At 68.1% G+C, this 19,144-nt stretch carries 14 protein-coding genes; 10 read left to right on the top strand and 4 right to left on the bottom strand.

Going from position 1 to position 19,144, the window contains the following annotated elements:
• The first annotated feature begins 107 nt into the window (after window positions 1-107).
• From BLA15945_RS36520 to BLA15945_RS36495, 6 genes are all read left to right on the top strand, one after another.
• Window positions 108-335, top strand: coding sequence for a sulfurtransferase TusA family protein (locus BLA15945_RS36520; protein WP_006402122.1), 228 nt, complete (start codon window positions 108-110; stop codon window positions 333-335).
• Between the two features lie 197 nt (window positions 336-532).
• The gene (locus BLA15945_RS36515; protein ID WP_174994650.1) at window positions 533-967 is read left to right on the top strand and encodes a peptidase; all 435 of its coding nucleotides are present in this window, start codon (window positions 533-535) and stop codon (window positions 965-967) included.
• Between the two features lie 268 nt (window positions 968-1,235).
• Window positions 1,236-1,940 carry a response regulator transcription factor gene (locus BLA15945_RS36510; protein ID WP_006490421.1) on the top strand — a complete coding sequence of 235 codons (705 nt, stop codon included), beginning with the start codon at window positions 1,236-1,238 and terminating at the stop codon, window positions 1,938-1,940.
• Window positions 1,937-3,298, top strand: a complete 1,362-nt coding sequence (locus tag BLA15945_RS36505) for a FecR family protein (RefSeq protein WP_174994649.1) — start codon at window positions 1,937-1,939, stop codon at window positions 3,296-3,298. The genes BLA15945_RS36510 and BLA15945_RS36505 overlap by 4 nt, the downstream gene beginning before the upstream one ends.
• A gap of 10 nt (window positions 3,299-3,308) precedes the next feature.
• Window positions 3,309-5,696, top strand: a complete 2,388-nt coding sequence (locus BLA15945_RS36500; RefSeq protein WP_059234773.1) for a CHASE2 domain-containing protein — start codon at window positions 3,309-3,311, stop codon at window positions 5,694-5,696.
• A 37-nt stretch (window positions 5,697-5,733) separates the two neighbouring features.
• Complete coding sequence (locus tag BLA15945_RS36495) at window positions 5,734-6,348, top strand: DUF4136 domain-containing protein (protein ID WP_174994648.1); 615 nt, start codon at window positions 5,734-5,736, stop codon at window positions 6,346-6,348.
• Window positions 6,349-6,400: 52 nt separating this feature from the next.
• Here the strand turns inward: BLA15945_RS36495 and galU are convergent, their stop codons facing one another.
• Together galU and BLA15945_RS36485 are read right to left on the bottom strand one after the other, a co-directional pair.
• Entirely contained in the window at window positions 6,401-7,285 is an 885-nt protein-coding gene (gene galU / locus BLA15945_RS36490) for a UTP--glucose-1-phosphate uridylyltransferase GalU (protein ID WP_059234769.1), read from the bottom strand.
• Between the two features lie 87 nt (window positions 7,286-7,372).
• Window positions 7,373-10,240, bottom strand: a complete 2,868-nt coding sequence (locus BLA15945_RS36485; protein WP_174994647.1) for a valine--tRNA ligase — start codon at window positions 10,238-10,240, stop codon at window positions 7,373-7,375.
• Window positions 10,241-10,464: 224 nt separating this feature from the next.
• Here BLA15945_RS36485 and BLA15945_RS36480 point away from each other — a divergent pair, with 224 nt between their 5' ends.
• Entirely contained in the window at window positions 10,465-12,828 is a 2,364-nt protein-coding gene (locus BLA15945_RS36480; protein ID WP_174994646.1) for a UvrD-helicase domain-containing protein, read from the top strand.
• Window positions 12,825-13,622 carry a 5'-methylthioadenosine/adenosylhomocysteine nucleosidase gene (locus BLA15945_RS36475; RefSeq protein WP_059234763.1) on the top strand — a complete coding sequence of 266 codons (798 nt, stop codon included), beginning with the start codon at window positions 12,825-12,827 and terminating at the stop codon, window positions 13,620-13,622. Before BLA15945_RS36480 ends, BLA15945_RS36475 begins: the two co-directional genes overlap by 4 nt.
• A 66-nt stretch (window positions 13,623-13,688) precedes the next feature.
• Here the strand turns inward: BLA15945_RS36475 and BLA15945_RS36470 are convergent, their stop codons facing one another.
• Window positions 13,689-14,927 carry an MFS transporter gene (locus tag BLA15945_RS36470; protein ID WP_059234761.1) on the bottom strand — a complete coding sequence of 413 codons (1,239 nt, stop codon included), beginning with the start codon at window positions 14,925-14,927 and terminating at the stop codon, window positions 13,689-13,691.
• A gap of 402 nt (window positions 14,928-15,329) precedes the next feature.
• Between BLA15945_RS36470 and BLA15945_RS36465 the strand changes: the two genes are divergently transcribed.
• Window positions 15,330-17,003 (top strand): methyl-accepting chemotaxis protein, encoded by a 1,674-nt coding sequence (locus tag BLA15945_RS36465; RefSeq protein WP_059234759.1) that lies wholly within the window; start codon window positions 15,330-15,332, stop codon window positions 17,001-17,003.
• A gap of 225 nt (window positions 17,004-17,228) precedes the next feature.
• Window positions 17,229-18,221 carry an EpsG family protein gene (locus BLA15945_RS36460; RefSeq protein WP_174994645.1) on the top strand — a complete coding sequence of 331 codons (993 nt, stop codon included), beginning with the start codon at window positions 17,229-17,231 and terminating at the stop codon, window positions 18,219-18,221.
• A 36-nt stretch (window positions 18,222-18,257) separates the two neighbouring features.
• On the opposite strand, the gene BLA15945_RS36455 is transcribed toward BLA15945_RS36460, so the two are convergent.
• The gene (locus BLA15945_RS36455) at window positions 18,258-19,133 is read right to left on the bottom strand and encodes an efflux RND transporter periplasmic adaptor subunit (RefSeq protein WP_014897260.1); all 876 of its coding nucleotides are present in this window, start codon (window positions 19,131-19,133) and stop codon (window positions 18,258-18,260) included.
• Window positions 19,134-19,144: the final 11 nt, after the last annotated feature.

Here is a 19,144-nt window from a genome sequence, read left to right as displayed (position 1 = left end):
GCCGGGCCGCGGGCCGCGGGCGGCCCGGGCAGGCGCGGCGGCGCTGCGGTAAAATCGCGGCTTCCTCCCGCGCCATGTGTGGCGCGTCATTCGAAGGTCGAAAGCCGATGCAGATTCACAAGGAAGTGGATGCGCGCGGGCTCAATTGCCCGTTGCCGATCCTGCGTGCCAAGAAAGCGCTCGCCGATATGGAAAGCGGACAGATCCTCAAGGTGCTTGCGACCGATCCGGGCTCGCAGCGCGATTTCGCCGCGTTCGCGAAGCAGACCGGCAACGAAATCGTCGAATCGACGACGCAGGACAAAACCTTCGTGTTCCTGATGCGCCGCCGCTGACGGCCGCATCGCCCGTCATGCCGCGCGCCCGCGCGCTGGCCGGGCCTCTCTGACAATTCTTAAACCTCGCCATGCGACGGGCTGCGTATACTGACCCGGCCGGTCGTCCGCTCCCAGCGGAGGCGCCGGCCACGGTACGTCGCAAGGCGGGCACGGGGGCCATGCCTGACGCTACCGTCGTACAACGGGGAGAGGACATGTCCTTCAGACCAGGGACCCTTCGAAGTCCGTCCGGAGCGGAAAGCATTGCGCCCGCGCGCAGATCGGAATTGAGCCGGATCGAGCTCGATCCGCAACAGGACCGCCACGCGCGTGCCGCGCTGGAGGCGTATGCAGATTCGGCCGCGGCCGAGATGCCGTGGCTGGCCGAGTGGCTCGACGAACGGCTGCGCGATGCCGCGCAGGACGACGGCTCGGGCCTGACCTACTGCGGTGCGACGGTCGAACGCGTGTTCGATCTGGCGCAGGCGTGGGCGGCGGGCCAGCCCGACTACGCGGCCGGCGCGTGGGAACGGGTGCGCGGCCAGCTGCAGCGGATGCTTGCGCAACCGCCGCTGCCGGAGCCGCCGTCGCCACGCGTGCCGTCCGACGATTTTGCCGAGCCGGTGGCCGGCATCGCGGGTGCCGATTAGGCGTCCGATTGCGCAACAGAAAGGATTATTCGAAGAAAGGACGATAGTCCGCGCAATTTCTTGGCGAATTTCATACTACTATGATGAAATCGCCGGTTCGTCCGTGCCCCGTTTTTGAGATATTTAGCCGGGGTCGCCGGTTTGCGCAGGTGGCGCGAACGGCGAACGACGGCTCTCCGGCCGATATCCGGATGCCGCGTGCGTGCTGCGCGGCCGGGGGCAGGCGCGGGAGCTGAATGGACGAATCGCTTTCGATTTGCGGGGTGCTATGAGAATTGCTGTACTGGATGACGATCCGGCCCAGACGGATTTCGTCAGTCAAACGCTGACGGCCGTTGGCCATACGTGCTATGCGTTCAAGGAAGGCAAGGCCCTGAAGAAGCGTCTGCAGCGCGAGACGTTCGATCTGCTGGTGCTCGACTGGAACGTACCCGACATGTCCGGCGAGGAAGTGCTCAAGTGGGTGCGTGCCAACCAGACCGAGCACAGCCTGCCGATCATCTTCATGACGAGCCGCGACGACGAGGCGGGGATCACGCAGATCCTCAACGCCGGCGCCGACGACTACGTGGTCAAGCCCGTGTCGGGCCCGATCCTGCGCGCGCGCATCGGCTCGCTGCTGCGTCGCGCGTATCCGGTCAATGCCGAGGCGACGGTCCGCGAATTCGATCAGTTCCGTTTCGACGTGAACCTGAAGCAGGCGTACGTCGGCGACAAGGCCGTGAGCCTCACGCAAAAGGAATTCGAACTCGCGCTGCTGCTGTTCCAGCATCTCGACCGGCCGCTGTCGCGCGCGCACATTCTCGATCTCGTGTGGAAGCAGGCGACCGACATTCCGTCGCGCACGATGGATACGCACATTTCGATGCTGCGCACCAAGCTCGGCCTGCGGCCCGAGAACGGCTACCGTCTGGCGCCGATCTACGGGTACGGCTACCGGCTCGAACGGGTTGGCCAGGGAGAACCGGAGTGACCACGCGAATCACGCAGCGCACGGCAAACCTGCGCACGGCGGCGCTGCGCGCGGCGTGCGCGGTCGCGGTTGCGTTCGCCGCGCAGCAGGCCGCGGCACAGCCGCCTGCCGCCGCGGGCAAGATGGTCGTCTATCGCACGCAGGCGGGCGACACGCTGTACGACGTCGCCGCGCGCTACCTGCAGGGTGCGGACGACTGGCAACTGCTTCAGCAGATCAACGGCGTGCCGGCGCCGAAGCACCTGCAGCCCGGCATCGCGCTGAAGCTGCCGGTCGCGCGCCTGCGCAAGGAAAAGCTCACCGCGCGCGTGATCGCGGTGCAGGGCACGGCGGAACGCGCGTCCGGCGACGCCTACGCGCCGCTCGCGAACGATGCGACGCTCGCCGAAGGCGATCGCGTGCGCACGGGCCCGAACGGCTTCGTGACGCTGGAGCTGGCCGACGGCACGCACATGAGCCTGCCGCCCGACAGCCAGCTCGACCTGAAGTCGCTGCGCCGCACCGTGCTGACCGGCACGCTCGATCGCGAATTCGAACTCACGCGCGGCTCGGTCGACAGTGAAGTCACCCATTTGAAGAAACGCGACGACCGCTTCCAGATCCGCTCGCCGTCGGTCGTGGCCGGCGTGCGCGGCACGCACTTTCGCGTGAACTACGACGCGGCCGGCAATGCATTGACGCGCGTCGAAGTGCTCGACGGCACCGTCGGCGTCGCAGGCGGCCGGCAGGCGGCCGATCCGACGCTCGTGCACGCGAATTTCGGCAGCGTCGCGACGTCGTCCGGCGCGGTTGGCGCGCCCGTCGAGCTGCTGGCCGCGCCCGCGCTCGCGCATCCGGACAAGGTGCAGGACGAGCCCGACGTCGCGTTCGACGTCGCACCGCTCGCGCAGGCGCATGCATATCGCGTGCAGCTCGCGCACGACGCGGGGCTGCTCGACCTGTTCCGCGAAACCCGCACCGATTCGCCGCGCGCGGTGTTCCGCGACGTGCCGAACGGGAACTACTTCGTGCGGATCGCCGCGATCGATGCGAACGGCCTCGAGGGGCGCCCGCGGACCTACGCGTTCGAGCGCCGTGTGATGGGCCTCGACGCGAGCGCGTCGCAAGGCGCCGGCGGATACGAGTTCCGCTGGTCGCCGAACGGTTCGGGCAAGGATGCGCGCTACCGGTTCGTGCTGTCGCGCTCGAAGGACCTGAGTGCGCCGGTCGTCGACCAGGTCGGCCTGCATGCGCGCCAGCTCACCGTCGCGCATCTGCCGCCGGGCGACTATTTCTGGGCCGTGACCGTCGAGGAATTCGAAGGCGGCAAGTTCTACGAGAAGACCAGTCCGGTCAGCGCGTTCACGCTGTCGCGCTGACCCGCGGCGCATGAAACCCGACTCCGTTTCCCCGCGGCGGCGGCTCGGCCGCCGCTTCCTGATCGAGTGGATCGCGATCGGCTGCCTCGGGATCGCGGTGATCCTCGTGTGCGCGCTCGGCCGGCTGTCGTCGAGCGTCGACGGGCTGATCTACGACCGGCTGCTGATGCTGCGCAGCCTGCCGCTGTCGCCCGACGTGGTGGTGGTCGACATCGACAACCAGAGCGTGTCCGCGCTCGGCCGCTGGCCGTGGCCGCGCGACGTGCATGCGCGGCTGCTCGACACCCTGGCGCGCGCGCAGCCGGCGGCGGTCGTCTACGACGTGCTGTTTACCGAACCGTCGCCGGAGGATCGCGCGTTCGCGGACGCGATGAGCCATGTGCCGACCTTCCTGCCGGTGCTGCTGAGCCCGGAGCAGGAGGACGGCACCCGGTCCGTCGATCCGCCGGTCGCCGCGCTCGCGGCGCGCGCGACGGGGCTCGGTCACATCAATCTCGAAGTCGATCGCGACGGCATCGTGCGCAGTGTCGCGCTGTTCGAAAGCGACGGCCGCGTGCGCTGGCCGCAACTGATGGTGCCCGTGTACCGCGCAATCCAGGCCGGCCGGCTGCATCCGGTCGGCGGCACGCCCGGCCCGAACGCGCACGACCTGTCGCGCGACGCGGCCGGCGAGGCCCGCTACCTGATTCCGTTCAGCCGCAACACGCCCGCGTATCCGACGCTGTCGTTCGACGACGTGCTCGAAGGGCGCGTGAAGCCCGACGCGCTGCGCGGCAAGATCGTCGTCGTCGGCGTGACGGCGTCCGGGCTGTACGACCGCTTCGCGACGCCGGTATCCGGCGAGTTCGGCCCGCTTGCCGGCGTCTATATCCATGCGAACGTGCTCGACATGCTGGCGACCGGCAGCGCGATCTCGCCCGCATCGCGCGTGGGGCTGTTCATCGCGTCGCTGCTGCCGCTCGCCGTACTGCTCGGCGGCTTCCTGATGCTGTCGCCGTGGCGCTCGCTGCTGCTGACCCTGAGTCTGGCCGCGCTTGCCGTCGTGGCGAGCCTGGCGCTGCTGTTCGAGGCGCGCATCTGGTTGTCGCCGGCCCCCGCGATCTTCGGGCTGGTCGCCGTCTACCCGATCTGGAACTGGCGGCGCCTCGAGATGACGATGTCGTACCTGCGCCGCGAGCTGCAGCGGCTCGCCGACGAGCCGCACCTGCTGCCCGAGGCGCCGCGCACGCGCAGTGTCGGCGGCGATGTGCTGGAGCGGCAGATGGCGCTGATGGCACAGGCCGCGCAGCGCGTGCAGGACATGAAGCGCTTCGTGTGGGACAGCCTCGACAGCATGCCCGAGCCGATCTTCGTGACCGACCTCGCCGGCACCGTGCTGATCGCGAACCATGCGGCGAAGCGCTACGGCTCGCGGCTCGCGCTGCCGCTGCCGGAAGGGCGGCCGTTGCGCACCGCGCTCGGCGAGCTGACGTTCATGAAGACGGTCGACGGCAATGCCGAGCACGACGCGGCGATTCGCGAGCACTGGCCGGCCGTGCTCGACCCGACGCTCGAGGCCGAGCACGATGCGATGGCGCGCGGCATCGAGGTGCGCGATCGCGACGGGCTCGACCATCTGTTACGCTACGCGGCGTGTACGAACGCGCAGGGCCGGGTGACGGGCTGGATCGCCGGCCTCGTCGACGTGACCGAGCTGCACGCGGCCGAGCGGCAGCGCGAGGAAGCGCTGCACCTGCTGTCGCACGACATGCGCTCGCCGCAGTCGTCGATCCTCGCGCTCGTCGAGATCGAGCGCGACCGCGTCGAGACCGATGCGGTGCGCGCGCTGCTCGCGCGGATCGAGCGCTATGCGCATCGCGCGCTGTCGCTTGCCGACGAGTTCGTGCAACTGGCGCGCGCCGAGTCGCAGGTCTACCAGCTCGAGATCACGAGCCTCGTCGACGTGCTGATCGATGCGAGCGACGAGGTGTGGCCGCAGGCGCAGGCGAAGCATATCCGCGTCGAGACCGGCGTCGGCACCGACATGTGCTGGGTGCGCGCGGACCGCTCGCTGATCACGCGCGCCTTTGTGAACCTGCTGAACAACGCGGTCAAATACAGTCCGTCCAACACGGTGATCACGTGTACGCTGACGGTCGAGCACGCGTCGAAGCGGTTGTTCTGTACGATTCGCGATCAGGGATACGGCATTGCGCCGGAAGATCAGCGGCATCTGTTCGAGCGTTTCAAGCGATTCCATGCCGGCGAGCGGCCCGAAATTTCGGGTTCCGGGCTCGGCATGGCGTTCGTGAAGACGGTCGTCACGCGCCATGGGGGCAGCGTGTCGGTCGACAGCGAAGTGGGTGTCGGCACCGCGGTGACGGTGTCGCTGCCCGCGATCGACGAGCCGTCCGCCTGACAGGGCCGGGCACGACGGCAGGCATTTGGGGAAAGCCATGAGAAAGGAATGGGCAGCGGCCGCGCTGGCGGTGTCGCTGTTGACGGGTTGCGCCGGCGTGACGAGCGGCGTGAGCGCGGTCGGGCAGCCGAATGCATTTGCATCCGGTGCGCACGGCTACGAATTCGCGCGGACGGCCGCGCAGGCGGGCGATGCCGAGTACCGGCAGATCGAAACGCTGGTGCGCGACGAACTCGCGCACCGCGGCTTCGACGCGCAGTCGCTCAAGGACGCACGCTACCGGCTGTCGATCGCTTACGCGACGCAGCCGGCGTCGGTCGCGACGAGCGCCGACCGGTGCGGCGCCGCGAGCAGCGCCTGCGTGACGGTCGACGGGCCGGCGCCGTTCGCGCTGCCGTTCATGGGCCGTGTGTACCGCCATGTGCTGACGCTGCGTTTCGTCGATGCGAAATCGGGCGCCGACGTCTATCGCGTGTCGGCCGCGCTGCGCGATCGCGACCCCGGCACGCAGCAGGCCGCGCCCGCACTCGTGAAGAGCGCGCTCGCGAAGGTGCCGTTCGGCGACGGTAGCGGCTGGCTCGTCAAGACGAAAAAAGACGACGCGGGCGGGATGCCGGGCGTCGTCTCGGTGAAGCCGGCCGAAACGCGCTGAGCGCCGGCCGGTGTGGTGAGGGCGGGCCCGCCGGGGCGAGCCCTTGCCGCGTTCAGGCGGCCGGTTGCGTGCCGCCGCGCGTGCGCAGGTACGCGTCGAATTCGGCGCTGACTTCCGGGTGGCGCAGCGCGAATTCGACCGTCGCCTTCAGGTAGCCGAGCTTGCTGCCGCAGTCGTAGCGCGTGCCCTGATACTTGTAGGCCAGCACCTGTTCGTCGGCGAGCAGCGCCTGGATCGCGTCGGTGAGCTGCAGCTCGCCGCCCGCACCGGGCTTCAGCGCACGCAGGTGCTCGAAGATCCGCGGCTTCAGGATGTAGCGGCCGACCACGCCGAGGTTCGACGGCGCGACTTCCGGCGCCGGCTTCTCGACGATCGCCGACATCTTGACGATCGACTCTTCCCATTCCTTGCCGTCGACGATCCCGTACGACTTCGTTTCCGACGGCGGGATCTCTTCGACGCCGATCACCGAGCTGTGATAGTGGTCGAACACGTCGACCATCTGCTTCATGACCGGCGGGTTGCCGTCGAGCAGGTCGTCGGCGAGGATCACCGCGAACGGGTTGTCGGCGACGAGCTTCTCCGCGCACAGCACCGCATGACCGAGGCCGAGCGCTTCCGGCTGGCGCACGTAGAAGCAGTCGACGTGACTCGGCTTGATGCTGCGCACGAGTTCGAGCAGCTTTTCCTTGCCGCGCGCTTCGAGTTCGGCCTCGACCTCGTACGACTTGTCGAAGTGATCCTCGATCGCCCGCTTGCTGCGCCCGGTGACGAAGATCATCTCGGTGATGCCGGCGGCGATCGCTTCCTCGACAGCGTACTGGATCAGCGGCTTGTCGACGACCGGCAGCATTTCCTTCGGGCTCGCCTTAGTTGCCGGGAGGAACCGCGTGCCGAGACCGGCAACGGGGAATACCGCCTTGGTGACTTTCAACATGATCGAACCTTTATTCCTGTAATCGACTTGTCAGACGGTCTATGTTCACGTTCGCATTATAGTGAACGCAAACGACCTTACCCTTTGTTACGCAGGCAACCGATCGAGCTGCGCACGCAGTTTTTCGAGCGTGCTCTGGAATTCCGCGACGCGTTTCTGCTCCTGTTCGACCACGGCCGGCGGCGCTTTCGCGACGAACGCCTCGTTGCCGAGCTTCGCGTTGCACTTCGCGATCTCGCCGGTCAGGCGCGCGATTTCCTTCGACAGGCGCTCGCGTTCGGCCGCGACGTCGATTTCCACCTTCAGCACCAGCTTGTTCGGGCCGACGATCGCGATCGGCGCACCGTGCGCTTCCTTGTCGAGCGTCGCTTCGTCCGCGAGGATCTGCACTTCCGACAGGCGCGCGAGCGCCTGGACGTACGGCGCGAACGAGCGCAGGCGCTCGGCATCGCCGGCGGCGAGCAGCGGCACCTTGGTCGCCGGCGACAGGTTCATTTCGCCGCGCAGGTTGCGGCATGCGTCGACGATCGCCTTCAGGTCGGCTGCCCACTGTTCGGACGCCTCGTCGAGCTTCTGCAGGTTCGCGACCGGATACGGCTGCGTCATCAGCGACGCTTCGCCGTCGGTCTTGCCCTGCGGATAGCGGCCGGCGAGCGGCGCGACCTTCTGCCAGAGCGCTTCGGTGATGAACGGGATGATCGGGTGGGCGAGGCGCAGCACCGTTTCCAGCACGCGCAGCAGCGTGCGGCGCGTCGCGCGCTGCTGTTCCGGCGTGCCGTTCTGGATCTGCACCTTCGCGAGTTCGAGGTACCAGTCGCAGTACTCGTCCCACACGAACTTGTAGATGCTGGTCGCGATGTTGTCGAAGCGGTAATCGGCGAAGCCCTTCGCGATGTCGGCTTCGGTGCGCTGCAGCAGCGACACGATCCAGCGGTCGGCCGCCGAGAAATCGAGGTAGCCGCCGGGGCCGCAGTCGCCCGCGCCGCACACTTCCGGCTTGTCGGTGCCGCAGTCGTGGCCTTCGCAGTTCATCAGCACGAAGCGCGTCGCGTTCCACAGCTTGTTGCAGAAGTTGCGATAGCCTTCGCAGCGCGCGAGGTCGAAGTTCACGTTGCGGCCGAGCGTCGCCATCGACGCCATCGTGAAGCGCAGCGCGTCGGCGCCGAACGCGGGAATGCCGTCCGGGAACTCCTTGCGCGTCTTCTTCTCGATCGTCGCGGCCTGCTTCGGGTTCATCAGGCCGGTGGTGCGTTTCGCGACCAGCGTCTCGAGGTCGACGCCGTCGACGATGTCGATCGGATCGAGCGTGTTGCCCTTGCTCTTCGACATCTTCTGGCCTTCGGCATCGCGCACGAGGCCATGCATGTACACGGTGTGGAACGGCACCTTGCCCGTGAAGTGCGTGGTCATCATCACCATCCGGGCGACCCAGAAGAAGATGATGTCGAAGCCCGTGACGAGCACCGACGACGGCAGGAAGTGCTGCAGCTCAGGCGTTTCGTTCGGCCAGCCGAGCGACGAGAACGGCACGAGCGCCGACGAGAACCACGTGTCGAGCACGTCTTCGTCGCGCTTCAGCGCACCCGTGTAGCCTTGCGCGGCGGCCTTCGCGCGCGCGTCTTCCTCGCTGCGCGCGACGAATACCTCGCCGTTCTCGCCGTACCATGCGGGGATCTGGTGGCCCCACCACAGCTGGCGCGAGATGCACCAGTCCTGGATGTTCTCGAGCCACTGGTAGTAGGTCGTCGTCCAGTTTTCCGGCACGAACTTGATCTGGCCGTCGCGCACGACGTCGAGCGATACCTCGGTGATCGACTTGCCCGGATGGAACGTGCCTTCCGGTGCCGGCTTCGTCATCGCGACGAACCACTGGTCCGTCAGGAGCGGCTCGATCACGACGCCCGTGCGGTCGCCGCGCGGCACCATCAGCTTGTGCGGCTTCACCGAGTCGAGGAAGCCCTGCGCGTCGAGGTCGGCGACGATCGCCTTGCGCGCGTCGAAGCGGTCGAGGCCGCGATACTGCTCGGGGCCGTTGTCGTTGATCTTCGCGTCGAGCGTCAGGATCTCGATCGGCGCGAGCGAGTGGCGCAGGCCGACCTGGTAGTCGTTGAAGTCGTGTGCGGGCGTGACCTTCACGACGCCCGTGCCGAACTCGCGGTCGACGTAGTCGTCGGCGATCACGGGGATCTCGCGGCCCGTCAGCGGCAGCGTGACGAGCTTGCCGATCAGGTGCGCATAGCGCTCGTCTTCCGGGTGGACCATCAGCGCGACGTCGCCGAGCATCGTTTCGGGGCGCGTGGTGGCCACCGTCAGCGAGCCCGAACCGTCGACGAGCGGGTAGCGGATGTGCCACAGGTGGCCGTTTTCCTCTTCGCTGACGACTTCGAGATCCGACACCGCGGTGAGCAGCACCGGATCCCAGTTGACGAGGCGCTTGCCGCGGTAGATCAGGCCCTGTTCATGGAGGGTGACGAACACGTCGCGCACGGCGGCCGACATCTTGTCGTCCATCGTGAAGTATTCGCGCGACCAGTCGGTCGACGCGCCGAGGCGGCGCACCTGGCCCGTGATCGTCGAACCGGATTTCTCCTTCCATTCCCACACGCGCTCGACGAACGGCGCGCGGCCGAGGTCGTGGCGCGACACGCCCTGCGCGTCGAGCTGGCGCTCGACGACGATCTGCGTGGCGATCCCCGCGTGGTCGGTGCCGGGCACCCACAGCGTGTTTTCGCCGAGCATCCGGTGGTAGCGGGCGAGGCCGTCCATGATCGTCTGGTTGAACGCGTGGCCCATGTGCAGCGTGCCCGTCACGTTCGGCGGCGGCAACTGGATCGCGAAATCGGGGCGGGACGGATCGAATGCCGGGGCGGCATAGCCGCGTTTTTCCCACTCCGGCCCCCATTGGGACTCGATGGTGTGGGGCTCGAAGCTCTTCGCAAGCGTGTTGTCGCTCATGTTGGAAATCTGCCGAAAAATGCGTGAATTGGATGCCGAATCTGACAATTATAAATGGATGCCCATCGGCCAGCCATCGCCTTGCCGGCACGGGCCTGTCGCGACGGGGCCGCAACCTGCCGGCAACGCGTCCGCAACGCGCGGTCGAACGGATCGGGAACGGCATCGCGCGGCCGACTTATAATGTCGGGTCCGCATTTTTCTCGCCCGTCCGCTGCCGCTCCATGCCCGATCTGCTCGCCAATCTGAACCCCGAACAATTCGCCGCCGTCACGTTGCCGAACGAACCGGCGCTGATCCTTGCAGGGGCGGGCAGCGGCAAGACCCGCGTGCTGATCACGCGCATCGCGTGGCTGATCCAGCAGGGCTATGCGTCGCCGCCCACCGTGCTTGCCGTCACCTTCACGAACAAGGCCGCGCGCGAGATGATGGCGCGCCTGTCGGCGATGATGCCGATCGATACGCGCGGGATGTGGATCGGCACGTTCCACGGCCTGTGCAACCGGATGCTGCGTACGCACTGGCGCGACGCCGGCCTGCCGCAGACGTTCCAGATCCTCGACACGGCCGACCAGCTGTCCGCGATCAAGCGGCTGATGAAGGCCGCGAACGTCGACGACGAAAAGTACCCGCCGAAGAACGTCCAGTACTTCATCAACAACGCGAAGGAGCAGGGGCTGCGCCCGGACAAGGTCGACGCGACCGACAACTTCAACCGCAAGTTCGTCGAGCTGTACCAGGCGTACGACCAGCAGTGCCAGCGCGAGGGTGTCGTCGATTTCCCCGAGCTGCTGCTGCGCTGCTACGAGCTGCTCGCGTACAACGCGCCGCTGCGCGCGCACTACCAGGCGCGCTTCCGGCACATCCTCGTCGACGAGTTCCAGGACACCAACAAGCTGCAGTATGCGTGGCTCAAGATGCTGGCGGGCGGCGAGAACGCGATCTTCGCGGTCGGCGACGACGACCAGTCGATCTACGCGTTCCGCGGCGCGAACGTCGGCAACATGCGTGATTTCGAAGACGAATTCCGCGTGCGCAACCTGATCAAGCTCGAGCAGAACTACCGGTCGCACGGCAACATCCTCGACGCGGCGAACCAGCTGATCTCGAACAACGCGCACCGCCTCGGCAAGAACCTGCGCACCGACGCCGGCCACGGCGAGCCCGTGCGCGTGTACGAAGCCAGCACCGATTCGCAGGAAGCCGGCTGGATCGTCGAGGAGATCCGTTCGCTGATCAACACCGGGATGGCGCGCAGCGAAGTGGCCGTCCTGTACCGCAGCAACGCGCAGTCGCGCTCGATCGAGCACACGCTGATGTCGTCGGGCATCCCGTACCGCGTGTACGGCGGCCTGCGCTTCTTCGAGCGGCAGGAAGTGAAGCACGCGCTCGCGTACCTGCGCCTGATCGACAACCCGAACGACGACACGGCGTTCGTGCGGGTCGTGAACTTCCCGACCCGCGGGATCGGCGCGCGCTCGATCGAGCAGCTCGCCGACGCCGCGCGCCTGTACGGCTGCTCGATGGCCGCCGCGATTCCGTACGTGACCGGCAAGGCCGGCACGAGCCTCGGCGGGTTCGCGAACCTGGTCGCGAAGATGCGCGCCGACACGCAGCACATGAACCTGCCCGACACCGTCGAGCACATCGTGCGCGCCAGCGGTCTCGCCGATTTCTACCAGGGCGAGCGCGAAGGCCAGGACCGCCTCGAGAACCTGCAGGAACTCGTGAACGCGGCCACGGCGTTCATCGCCGAGGAAGGCTACGGGCTCGATACGCCGGCCCGCTCGATCCCGCTGCGCGCGGGCGCGATCGCCGCGCCCGAGCTCGGTACGGCGACGGACGATCCGGCGGTGGACGTGCTCGATCCGGCGTCGCCCGCCGACCCTGCGCAGAACCCCGACACGATGACGCCGCTTGCCGGCTTCCTGTCGCATGCGTCGCTGGAGGCCGGCGACAACCAGGCGCAGGCCGGCCAGGACGCCGTGCAGCTGATGACGGTCCACGCGGCGAAGGGGCTCGAGTTTTCGGCCGTGTTCATCACGGGTCTCGAGGAAGGGCTGTTCCCGCACGAGAACAGCGTGCTCGAATCCGATGGCCTCGAGGAAGAGCGCCGGCTGATGTACGTCGCGATCACGCGCGCGAAGGAGCGGCTCTACCTGTCGTTCGCGCAGAGCCGGATGCTGCACGGCCAGACGCGCTACAACGTGCGCTCGCGCTTCTTCGACGAACTGCCGGAGCACGTGCTGAAGTGGCTGACGCCGAAGGTCGAGGCCGGGTCGCGCTGGGGCGGGCGTTCGGACAACGCCGGGTACGGGCGCGACTGGTTCGCGCGGCCGGGCGGCGGCAGCCGCGAGCAGATCGTCGACGCGGCCGTGTCGGCGCCGCTGCCCGCGTTCGCGGACAAGCAGCGCGCGGCCGGCGCCGGCTTCCGGGTCGGCCAGCAGGTGTTCCATACCAAGTTCGGCGAAGGCACGGTCACCGCGCTCGAAGGCAGCGGCACCGATGCGAAGGCGCAGGTGAAGTTCAAGCGGCACGGCGAGAAATGGCTCGCGCTCGCGGTCGCGAAACTGCAGGCGGTGGAATGATGGGCATCGACGGGGTTGCTACGCCTTCGGGCCGCCCGCTCGGCATTCTGGCCGCGCTGCCCGAGGAACTCGGCGACCTGATCGCCGCGATGCGCGCCGACGGCGCGATGAAGACGGTCACGCTCGGCCGCCGCGATTATCACGTCGGCACCGTGCACGGCGCGGCCTGCGTCGTCACGCTGGCGCGGGTCGGCAAGGTCGCGGCCGCCGCGACGGTCAGCGCGCTGATCCACGTGTTCGGCGTGTCGGGCGTCGTGTTTACCGGCGTCGCGGGCGGCGTGTCGCGCACGGTGCGGGTCGGCGACGTCGTCGTGGCCGATATGCTGCTGCAGCACGATCTCGACGCATCGCCGCTCTTTCCGCGCTACGAGGTGCCGCTGCTCGGCATCACGCGCTTCGCGACCGACGCGGTGCTGACGGCGCGGCTGCGGGCTGCGTGCACGCTGTTCGTCGAGGAAGAGGGCGCGCAGTTCGCCGAGCGTTTCGGGCTCGCCGGCGCCGCGCTGCACGCGGGGCTCATCATCAGCGGCGACCGCTTCGTGTCGAGCGAGCGCGAGGTCGTCGCGCTGCGCGACGCGCTGCCGGACGCGCTTGCGGTCGAAATGGAAGGCGCCGCGATTGCACAGGTGTGCGCGGAGCACGACGTGCCGTTCGCGATCGTGCGCACGATCTCCGATACGGCCGACGACCACGCGACGCAATCGTTCTCGCACTTCCTGTCGGCGATCGCGAGCAGCTATTCGTCCGGCATCCTCAAGCGTTTCCTGACGCTGCATGCGACGACGGCGGCCTGAAGCCGCCGTCGTACGCTCCCTTCCAGCCTGTCGGCCGGCCGCGGCGCGCACGCCGCGGCCGGTTCGTCACGCCTTCTTGCGCCGGCTGCTTTCGAGGTTCGGCAGGAACACCGTCAGCACGCCGATCAGCGGCAGGAACGAACACACCTTGTAGACGAACGTGATGCTCGTCGCGTCGGCGAGCTGGCCGAGCACGGCCGCGCCGACTCCGCCGAGCCCGAACGCGAAGCCGAAGAACAGGCCCGCGACCATCCCGACCTTGCCGGGCATCAGTTCCGTCGCGTAGACGAGGATCGCGGCGAACGCCGACGCCAGCACGATGCCGATGATCACGGTCAGCACGCTCGTCCAGAACAGGTTCGCGTACGGCAGCAGCAGCGTGAACGGCGCGACGCCGAGGATCGACACCCAGATCACATACTTGCGGCCGATCCGGTCGCCGACGGGCCCGCCGATCAGCGTACCGGCCGCCACGGCCGCGAGGAACACGAACAGGTGGATCTGCGCGGCCTGCACCGACAGGTGGAACTTGTCGATCAGGTAGAACGTGAAATAGCTGTTGATGCTCGCGAGGTAGAAGTACTTCGAGAACACGAGCAGCACCAGCACGCCGATCGCGGCCATCACGCGGCCGCGCGACAGCGTCGGATGGCCGGCCGCCACGGCTTTTTTCTTCATCGACGGATGCTTCTTGTACCAGTGGCCGATCTGCGTGAGTACGATCATCGCGACGAGCGCGGCTGCCGAGAACCACGCGATGCTGTGCTGGCCGTGCGGGATGATCACGAGCGCGGCGAGCAGCGGCCCGAGCGCGGAGCCCGCGTTGCCGCCGACCTGGAACACCGACTGCGCGAGCCCGTGCTGGCCGCCCGACGCCATCCGCGCGACGCGCGACGATTCGGGATGGAACACCGACGACCCGCAGCCGACGAGCGCCGCGGCGACCAGCAGCATCGGGAAATTCGACGCGACCGACATCAGCAGCAGCCCCGCGAGCGTGAAGCCCATGCCGACCGGCAGCGAATACGGCTTCGGACGCTTGTCGGTATAGAGGCCGATGAGCGGCTGCAGCAGCGACGCGGTGATCTGGTAAGTGAGCGTGATCAGGCCGATCTGCGCGAACGACAGCGCGAACTGGCTCTTGAGCATCGGGTAGATCGCGAGGATTAACGACTGGATCATGTCGTTGAGCATGTGCGAGAAGCTGATCGCGCCGAGCACCGGATACACGGTGCGAGTGGCGGGGGGCGCGGACGGCTGCGCGGCGGCTGCGCCGGCGGATCCGGTGTCGAGACTGGTTTCCATGTGAGCTGAACGAGTTGAGGTGGCGGGCGCGCTCTGCTGGGGGCGGCGCGTGTTGATTCGTTGCTGCGTCAAAGAAGTGTAATGTGGCGTATCAAGAATGTCAGGCCAAGTTTTATCGCGAATCGGACATTCATGTGACGGATCGTCCGGTGCCTGTTTTTTTGGACGGGTATAACGCTGGCGGCGCGTCCGCCCGCCGGCGGGCCGCGCCGGAGCCCGGTGGGTGTTTTACCGGACTCAAGAAACGGCGGTGGCGGCCGTAGAACGACCCAATGACAACAGGTGCGCCGCGTCCGGCCCCGGCTACCCGCCGGGAGGGCGCAGGATGCGCGGCATGGCCAGCCATCGCGGGAATGCCGGGACCGACCTTTCCGGCAGCGTGATCCATACGGGGATAGATCGATGAAAGCAGCATCTTTGCATCCACGGCCGGGTGCGGCCGCCGCCGCACCCGACGTTGCCGCCGGTCGCGCCACACGGCGCACGCGTGCGGCGCGGCGCGAGCGCCGGCCGTGGACCGTCAAGGCGACGTTGCGCGCCGCATTCGCGATCCTGCTGGTCGGCACGCTCGCGATCGGCGTGTTTTCGCTGTGGCAGATCAGCCGGCTGAACGCGTCGATCGCGTCGGTCTACGAGCAGGGCCACGTCGCGAGCCGTGCGGCGCAGGAGGTCCGGGCCGAGGTGCTGCGGGCGAGCCGCGCGCAGAAGATGCTGCTGACCGCGACCACCGCCAAGGAGCGCGACGAACTCGGCGCCGAGGTCGGCGCGGGGCTCGCGTCGATCGGCCAGGCGCTCGGCACGCTGCAGCGTTACGCGGATCCGGCCGACGCCGGCGATTCGGCGCGGCTGCGCGCATTCTCGACGGCCGTCGGCGCGTGGAGCGCGCATCTGCGCGATTTCGTCACGCTCGTGCGCGCGCAACCGCTCGACCTGTCGCAGATGAACTGGCAGGTCGGCACGCAGGACGTGTCGCTGCTGGTCGAAACCGGCAAGCTCGAGAAACTCGTCGCCGAACTCGTGAAGACGCGCGGCGAAAAATCGAAGGCGACGCTCGATGCGTCCGCCACGATCTTCTCGTCGTCGTTCGCGATGATCGCGGCGATGACGGCCGCGCTGATCGTGCTGGCAATCGTGATCGCCGAGCGCGTCGTGCGGCGTCTCGCGTCGCAACTCGGCGGCGAGCCCGCTCATGCGAAGGCGATCGCGGCGGACATCGCGCGCGGCGACCTGACGCGGCAAATCACGCTCGGCCGGCACGACCGCGACAGCATGGTGCGTGCGCTGGCCGAGATGCAGACGGGGCTCGCGGCGACCGTCGGCGAGATCGCCGTCAGCGCCGAGGCCATCGCGGCTGCGTCCGGCGAGATCTCGACCGGCAACCTCGACCTGTCGCGGCGCACCGAGCAGCAGGCCGTCGCGCTCGAACGCACCGCGGCCAGCATGGAGCAACTCACGTCGACCGTGCGGCAGAACGCCGAGAACGCGCGCCAGGCGAGCGCGCTCGCGGCCAGTGCGTCGGAAGTCGCGGAGACGGGCGGGGAAGTCGTCGGGCGCGTGGTCGCGACGATGAGCGAGATCGACGACAGCGCGAAGAACATTCGCGACATCATCGGCACGATCGAGGGGATCGCGTTCCAGACCAACATCCTCGCGTTGAACGCGGCGGTCGAGGCGGCGCGCGCCGGCGAACAGGGGCGCGGCTTCTCGGTGGTCGCGGGCGAGGTGCGCCTGCTCGCGCAGCGCGCGGCAACGGCGGCGAAGGAAATCCGCGCGCTGATCGGCGCGTCGGTCGAGCGCGTCGCGAACGGCGCGGCGCTCGCGCACGACGCGGGCCGCACGATGGGCGACGTCGTGCGCGCGGTCAAGCGCGTGACCGACATCATCGGCGAGATTTCGGCGGCGTCGGACGAGCAGAGCGCCGGGATCGACGAGATCGGCCGCGCGGTCACGCAGATGGATGCCGGCACGCAGCAGAATGCGGCGCTCGTCGAACAGGCGGCCGCTGCCGCGAATGCCCTGGACGAACAGGCGCAGGCGCTGAAGTCGCTGGTCGGGCGTTTCCGCATCGCGGCCTGAGCGCCGCACGGTCGCGGGCCGGCCGCCCGCGACGCGCGCACGTCACCGGCTGCCGGCCGATCGATGACGAAACCGGCAGCCGCCCGCCGCGCAATCCCCTACAATGCGCTTCCACACAGCTGGGGGCCAGAACCCGCAGTGCGTGCGCATCCACACAGGTGCGGCACGCCGAGCGGGTCATCCATAACAATGACATCGACGATTTACCTGAGCGGATACCTGTGCATGCTCGTTTCCGCCGCGATCGGCATGCGTGCGCGCATCGCCGCGTGGCGGTGGCTCGCGGCGGGCATCGCACCGGCCGCCACGTTCGCCGTGCTGCGCGGCCGGACGGGCACCGACACGGCGATTTACCAGAACATCGTGGCCGGCATCTGGGGCGGCAACCTGAAGGTCGTGCCGCGCACGCTCGAGCCCGGCTTCGTGTGGCTCGTGCGTGCGCTCGAATGGGCAGGGCATGATCCGCGCATCGCGATCGCGATCCTGTCGCTGCTGATCGTCATCGCATGTGTCGTCGCGTTCGGGCGGACCGCCGAGGATGCTTGCGTGTTCGCCACGCTGATCTTTCCGTTGTTCTTCTACGACATGGCGATGAGCGGGCTGCGCTACGGCCTCGCGTTCTGTGCGGCGAAGGGTGCGTCGGACATCTGGGTGCGCAGGCGGCACGGCGCGTCGATCGCGCTGGCGGCCGTGGCGGCCAGCCTGCATGTGTCGGCGGTGCTGCTCGTCGTGCTGCTGCAGGTCCGGCGGCTGCGCGTGCTGCGCTACGCGGGGCTGGCGGCTGCGGTCGGCGGCGTGCTGTTCGCCATGCACCACGACGCGCTGCTCGCGAAGGTCGGCCTCTATTCAGCCTTCACGCCGCCCGCGCAGATGTCGGGCAGCGCGCCGCTTGTGCTGGCGCTGCTGACGTTCGCGGCCGGCTGGGCGCTGCTTGCGCGCCTGCCGCGCACGCTCGCGTTCCTGTTCGTCTGCGAGATCGCGAGCTTCGCACTCGCACGGGTCAGCTATGCGGGGTTGCGGTTCCAGTGGCTCGTGCTGTTCGCGATGGGCTGCCAGTGCGTGCCGCTGCTGCGCGTGCCGGGGGTGCGGCGCGCGCACGTGATCGCCGCGCTCGTCACGATCGGCGCCATCGGCTTCGCGATGCGGTTGCGCAACATGCTCGGCGAATACGGGCTCGGCCCGTCACCGTTCCTGCCTTACCGGTTTTTCTGGGAATAAGGCAGCCGGGCGGCATGCCGCCCGGCCGTCATGCGCTTACGACTTCTTCTGCTTGTCGGGATCGATGATGACCGTGCAGGTCGTACCCGCCGACAGCACCACGTCGGCCGGCACTTCGTCGATCCTGATGCGCACCGGCACGCGCTGCGCGAGGCGCACCCAGTTGAAGGTCGGGTTCACGTCCGCGACGAGGTCGCGGCTTTGCGGGTTGTCGCGATCGTAGATGCCGCGCGAGATGCTCTCGACGTGGCCCTTCATCACGCCGCCGCTCATCAGCCGCATTTCGGCCGGTGCGCCGATCTTCACGCGCGGCAGCTTGGTTTCCTCGAAATAGCCGTAGACCCAGAACGAGTGGCTGTCGACGATCGCGAGCTTCGCCTGGCCGGCCACCGCATAGTTGCCCTTGAACGTCTGCAGGTTCGTGATGTAGCCGTCGACCGGCGCGACCACGCGCGTACGCTCGAGGTTGAGCTTCGCGGCGTCGAGCGCGGCGATCGCCTGCTGGTACTGCGCATCGGCGCTCGACGCACTGTGCGCGGCGTTCTCGCGGTTTTCCTTCGACACGACGAGCGCATCGAGGTCCGCGCGGCGGGCCGCGTCGTCGCGGCGCATCTGCAGTTCCGCACGGCGGGCGGCCACGGCCGCCTGTGCCTGCTCGACCGCGATCTGGTAGTGCGACGGGTCGATCTGCATGATCAGGTCGCCTTTCTTCACGAGCTGGTTGTCATGCACCGGCAGCTCGACGATCGCGCCCGACACGTCCGGCGCGACGTTGACGATCTCGGCGCGCACGCGCCCGTCGCGCGTCCACGGATCGTCCATGTAGTGCACCCACAGCGAGCGCCCGATCAGGATCGCGACGAGAAGGATGACGGCGGTCGCGACGAAGCCGAAGAGTTTTCTGAGAATCATGATGGTTCGGA

Source organism: Burkholderia arboris (assembly GCF_902499125.1).
Taxonomy (GTDB): Bacteria; Pseudomonadota; Gammaproteobacteria; order Burkholderiales; family Burkholderiaceae; genus Burkholderia; species Burkholderia arboris.
This window is presented reverse-complemented; position numbering and strand designations above follow the sequence as displayed.

Coding starts and splice junctions, on each gene's coding strand:
- BLA15945_RS36495 (WP_174994648.1), top strand. CDS start 5,734: ATGAGAAAGGAATGGGCAGCGGCCGCGCTGGCGGTGTCGCTGTTGACG.
- BLA15945_RS36520 (WP_006402122.1), top strand. CDS start 108: ATGCAGATTCACAAGGAAGTGGATGCGCGCGGGCTCAATTGCCCGTTG.
- BLA15945_RS36455 (WP_014897260.1), bottom strand. CDS start 19,133: ATGATTCTCAGAAAACTCTTCGGCTTCGTCGCGACCGCCGTCATCCTT.
- galU (WP_059234769.1), bottom strand. CDS start 7,285: ATGTTGAAAGTCACCAAGGCGGTATTCCCCGTTGCCGGTCTCGGCACG.
- BLA15945_RS36485 (WP_174994647.1), bottom strand. CDS start 10,240: ATGAGCGACAACACGCTTGCGAAGAGCTTCGAGCCCCACACCATCGAG.
- BLA15945_RS36510 (WP_006490421.1), top strand. CDS start 1,236: ATGAGAATTGCTGTACTGGATGACGATCCGGCCCAGACGGATTTCGTC.
- BLA15945_RS36500 (WP_059234773.1), top strand. CDS start 3,309: ATGAAACCCGACTCCGTTTCCCCGCGGCGGCGGCTCGGCCGCCGCTTC.
- BLA15945_RS36470 (WP_059234761.1), bottom strand. CDS start 14,927: ATGGAAACCAGTCTCGACACCGGATCCGCCGGCGCAGCCGCCGCGCAG.
- BLA15945_RS36480 (WP_174994646.1), top strand. CDS start 10,465: ATGCCCGATCTGCTCGCCAATCTGAACCCCGAACAATTCGCCGCCGTC.
- BLA15945_RS36460 (WP_174994645.1), top strand. CDS start 17,229: ATGCTCGTTTCCGCCGCGATCGGCATGCGTGCGCGCATCGCCGCGTGG.
- BLA15945_RS36475 (WP_059234763.1), top strand. CDS start 12,825: ATGATGGGCATCGACGGGGTTGCTACGCCTTCGGGCCGCCCGCTCGGC.
- BLA15945_RS36515 (WP_174994650.1), top strand. CDS start 533: ATGTCCTTCAGACCAGGGACCCTTCGAAGTCCGTCCGGAGCGGAAAGC.
- BLA15945_RS36465 (WP_059234759.1), top strand. CDS start 15,330: ATGAAAGCAGCATCTTTGCATCCACGGCCGGGTGCGGCCGCCGCCGCA.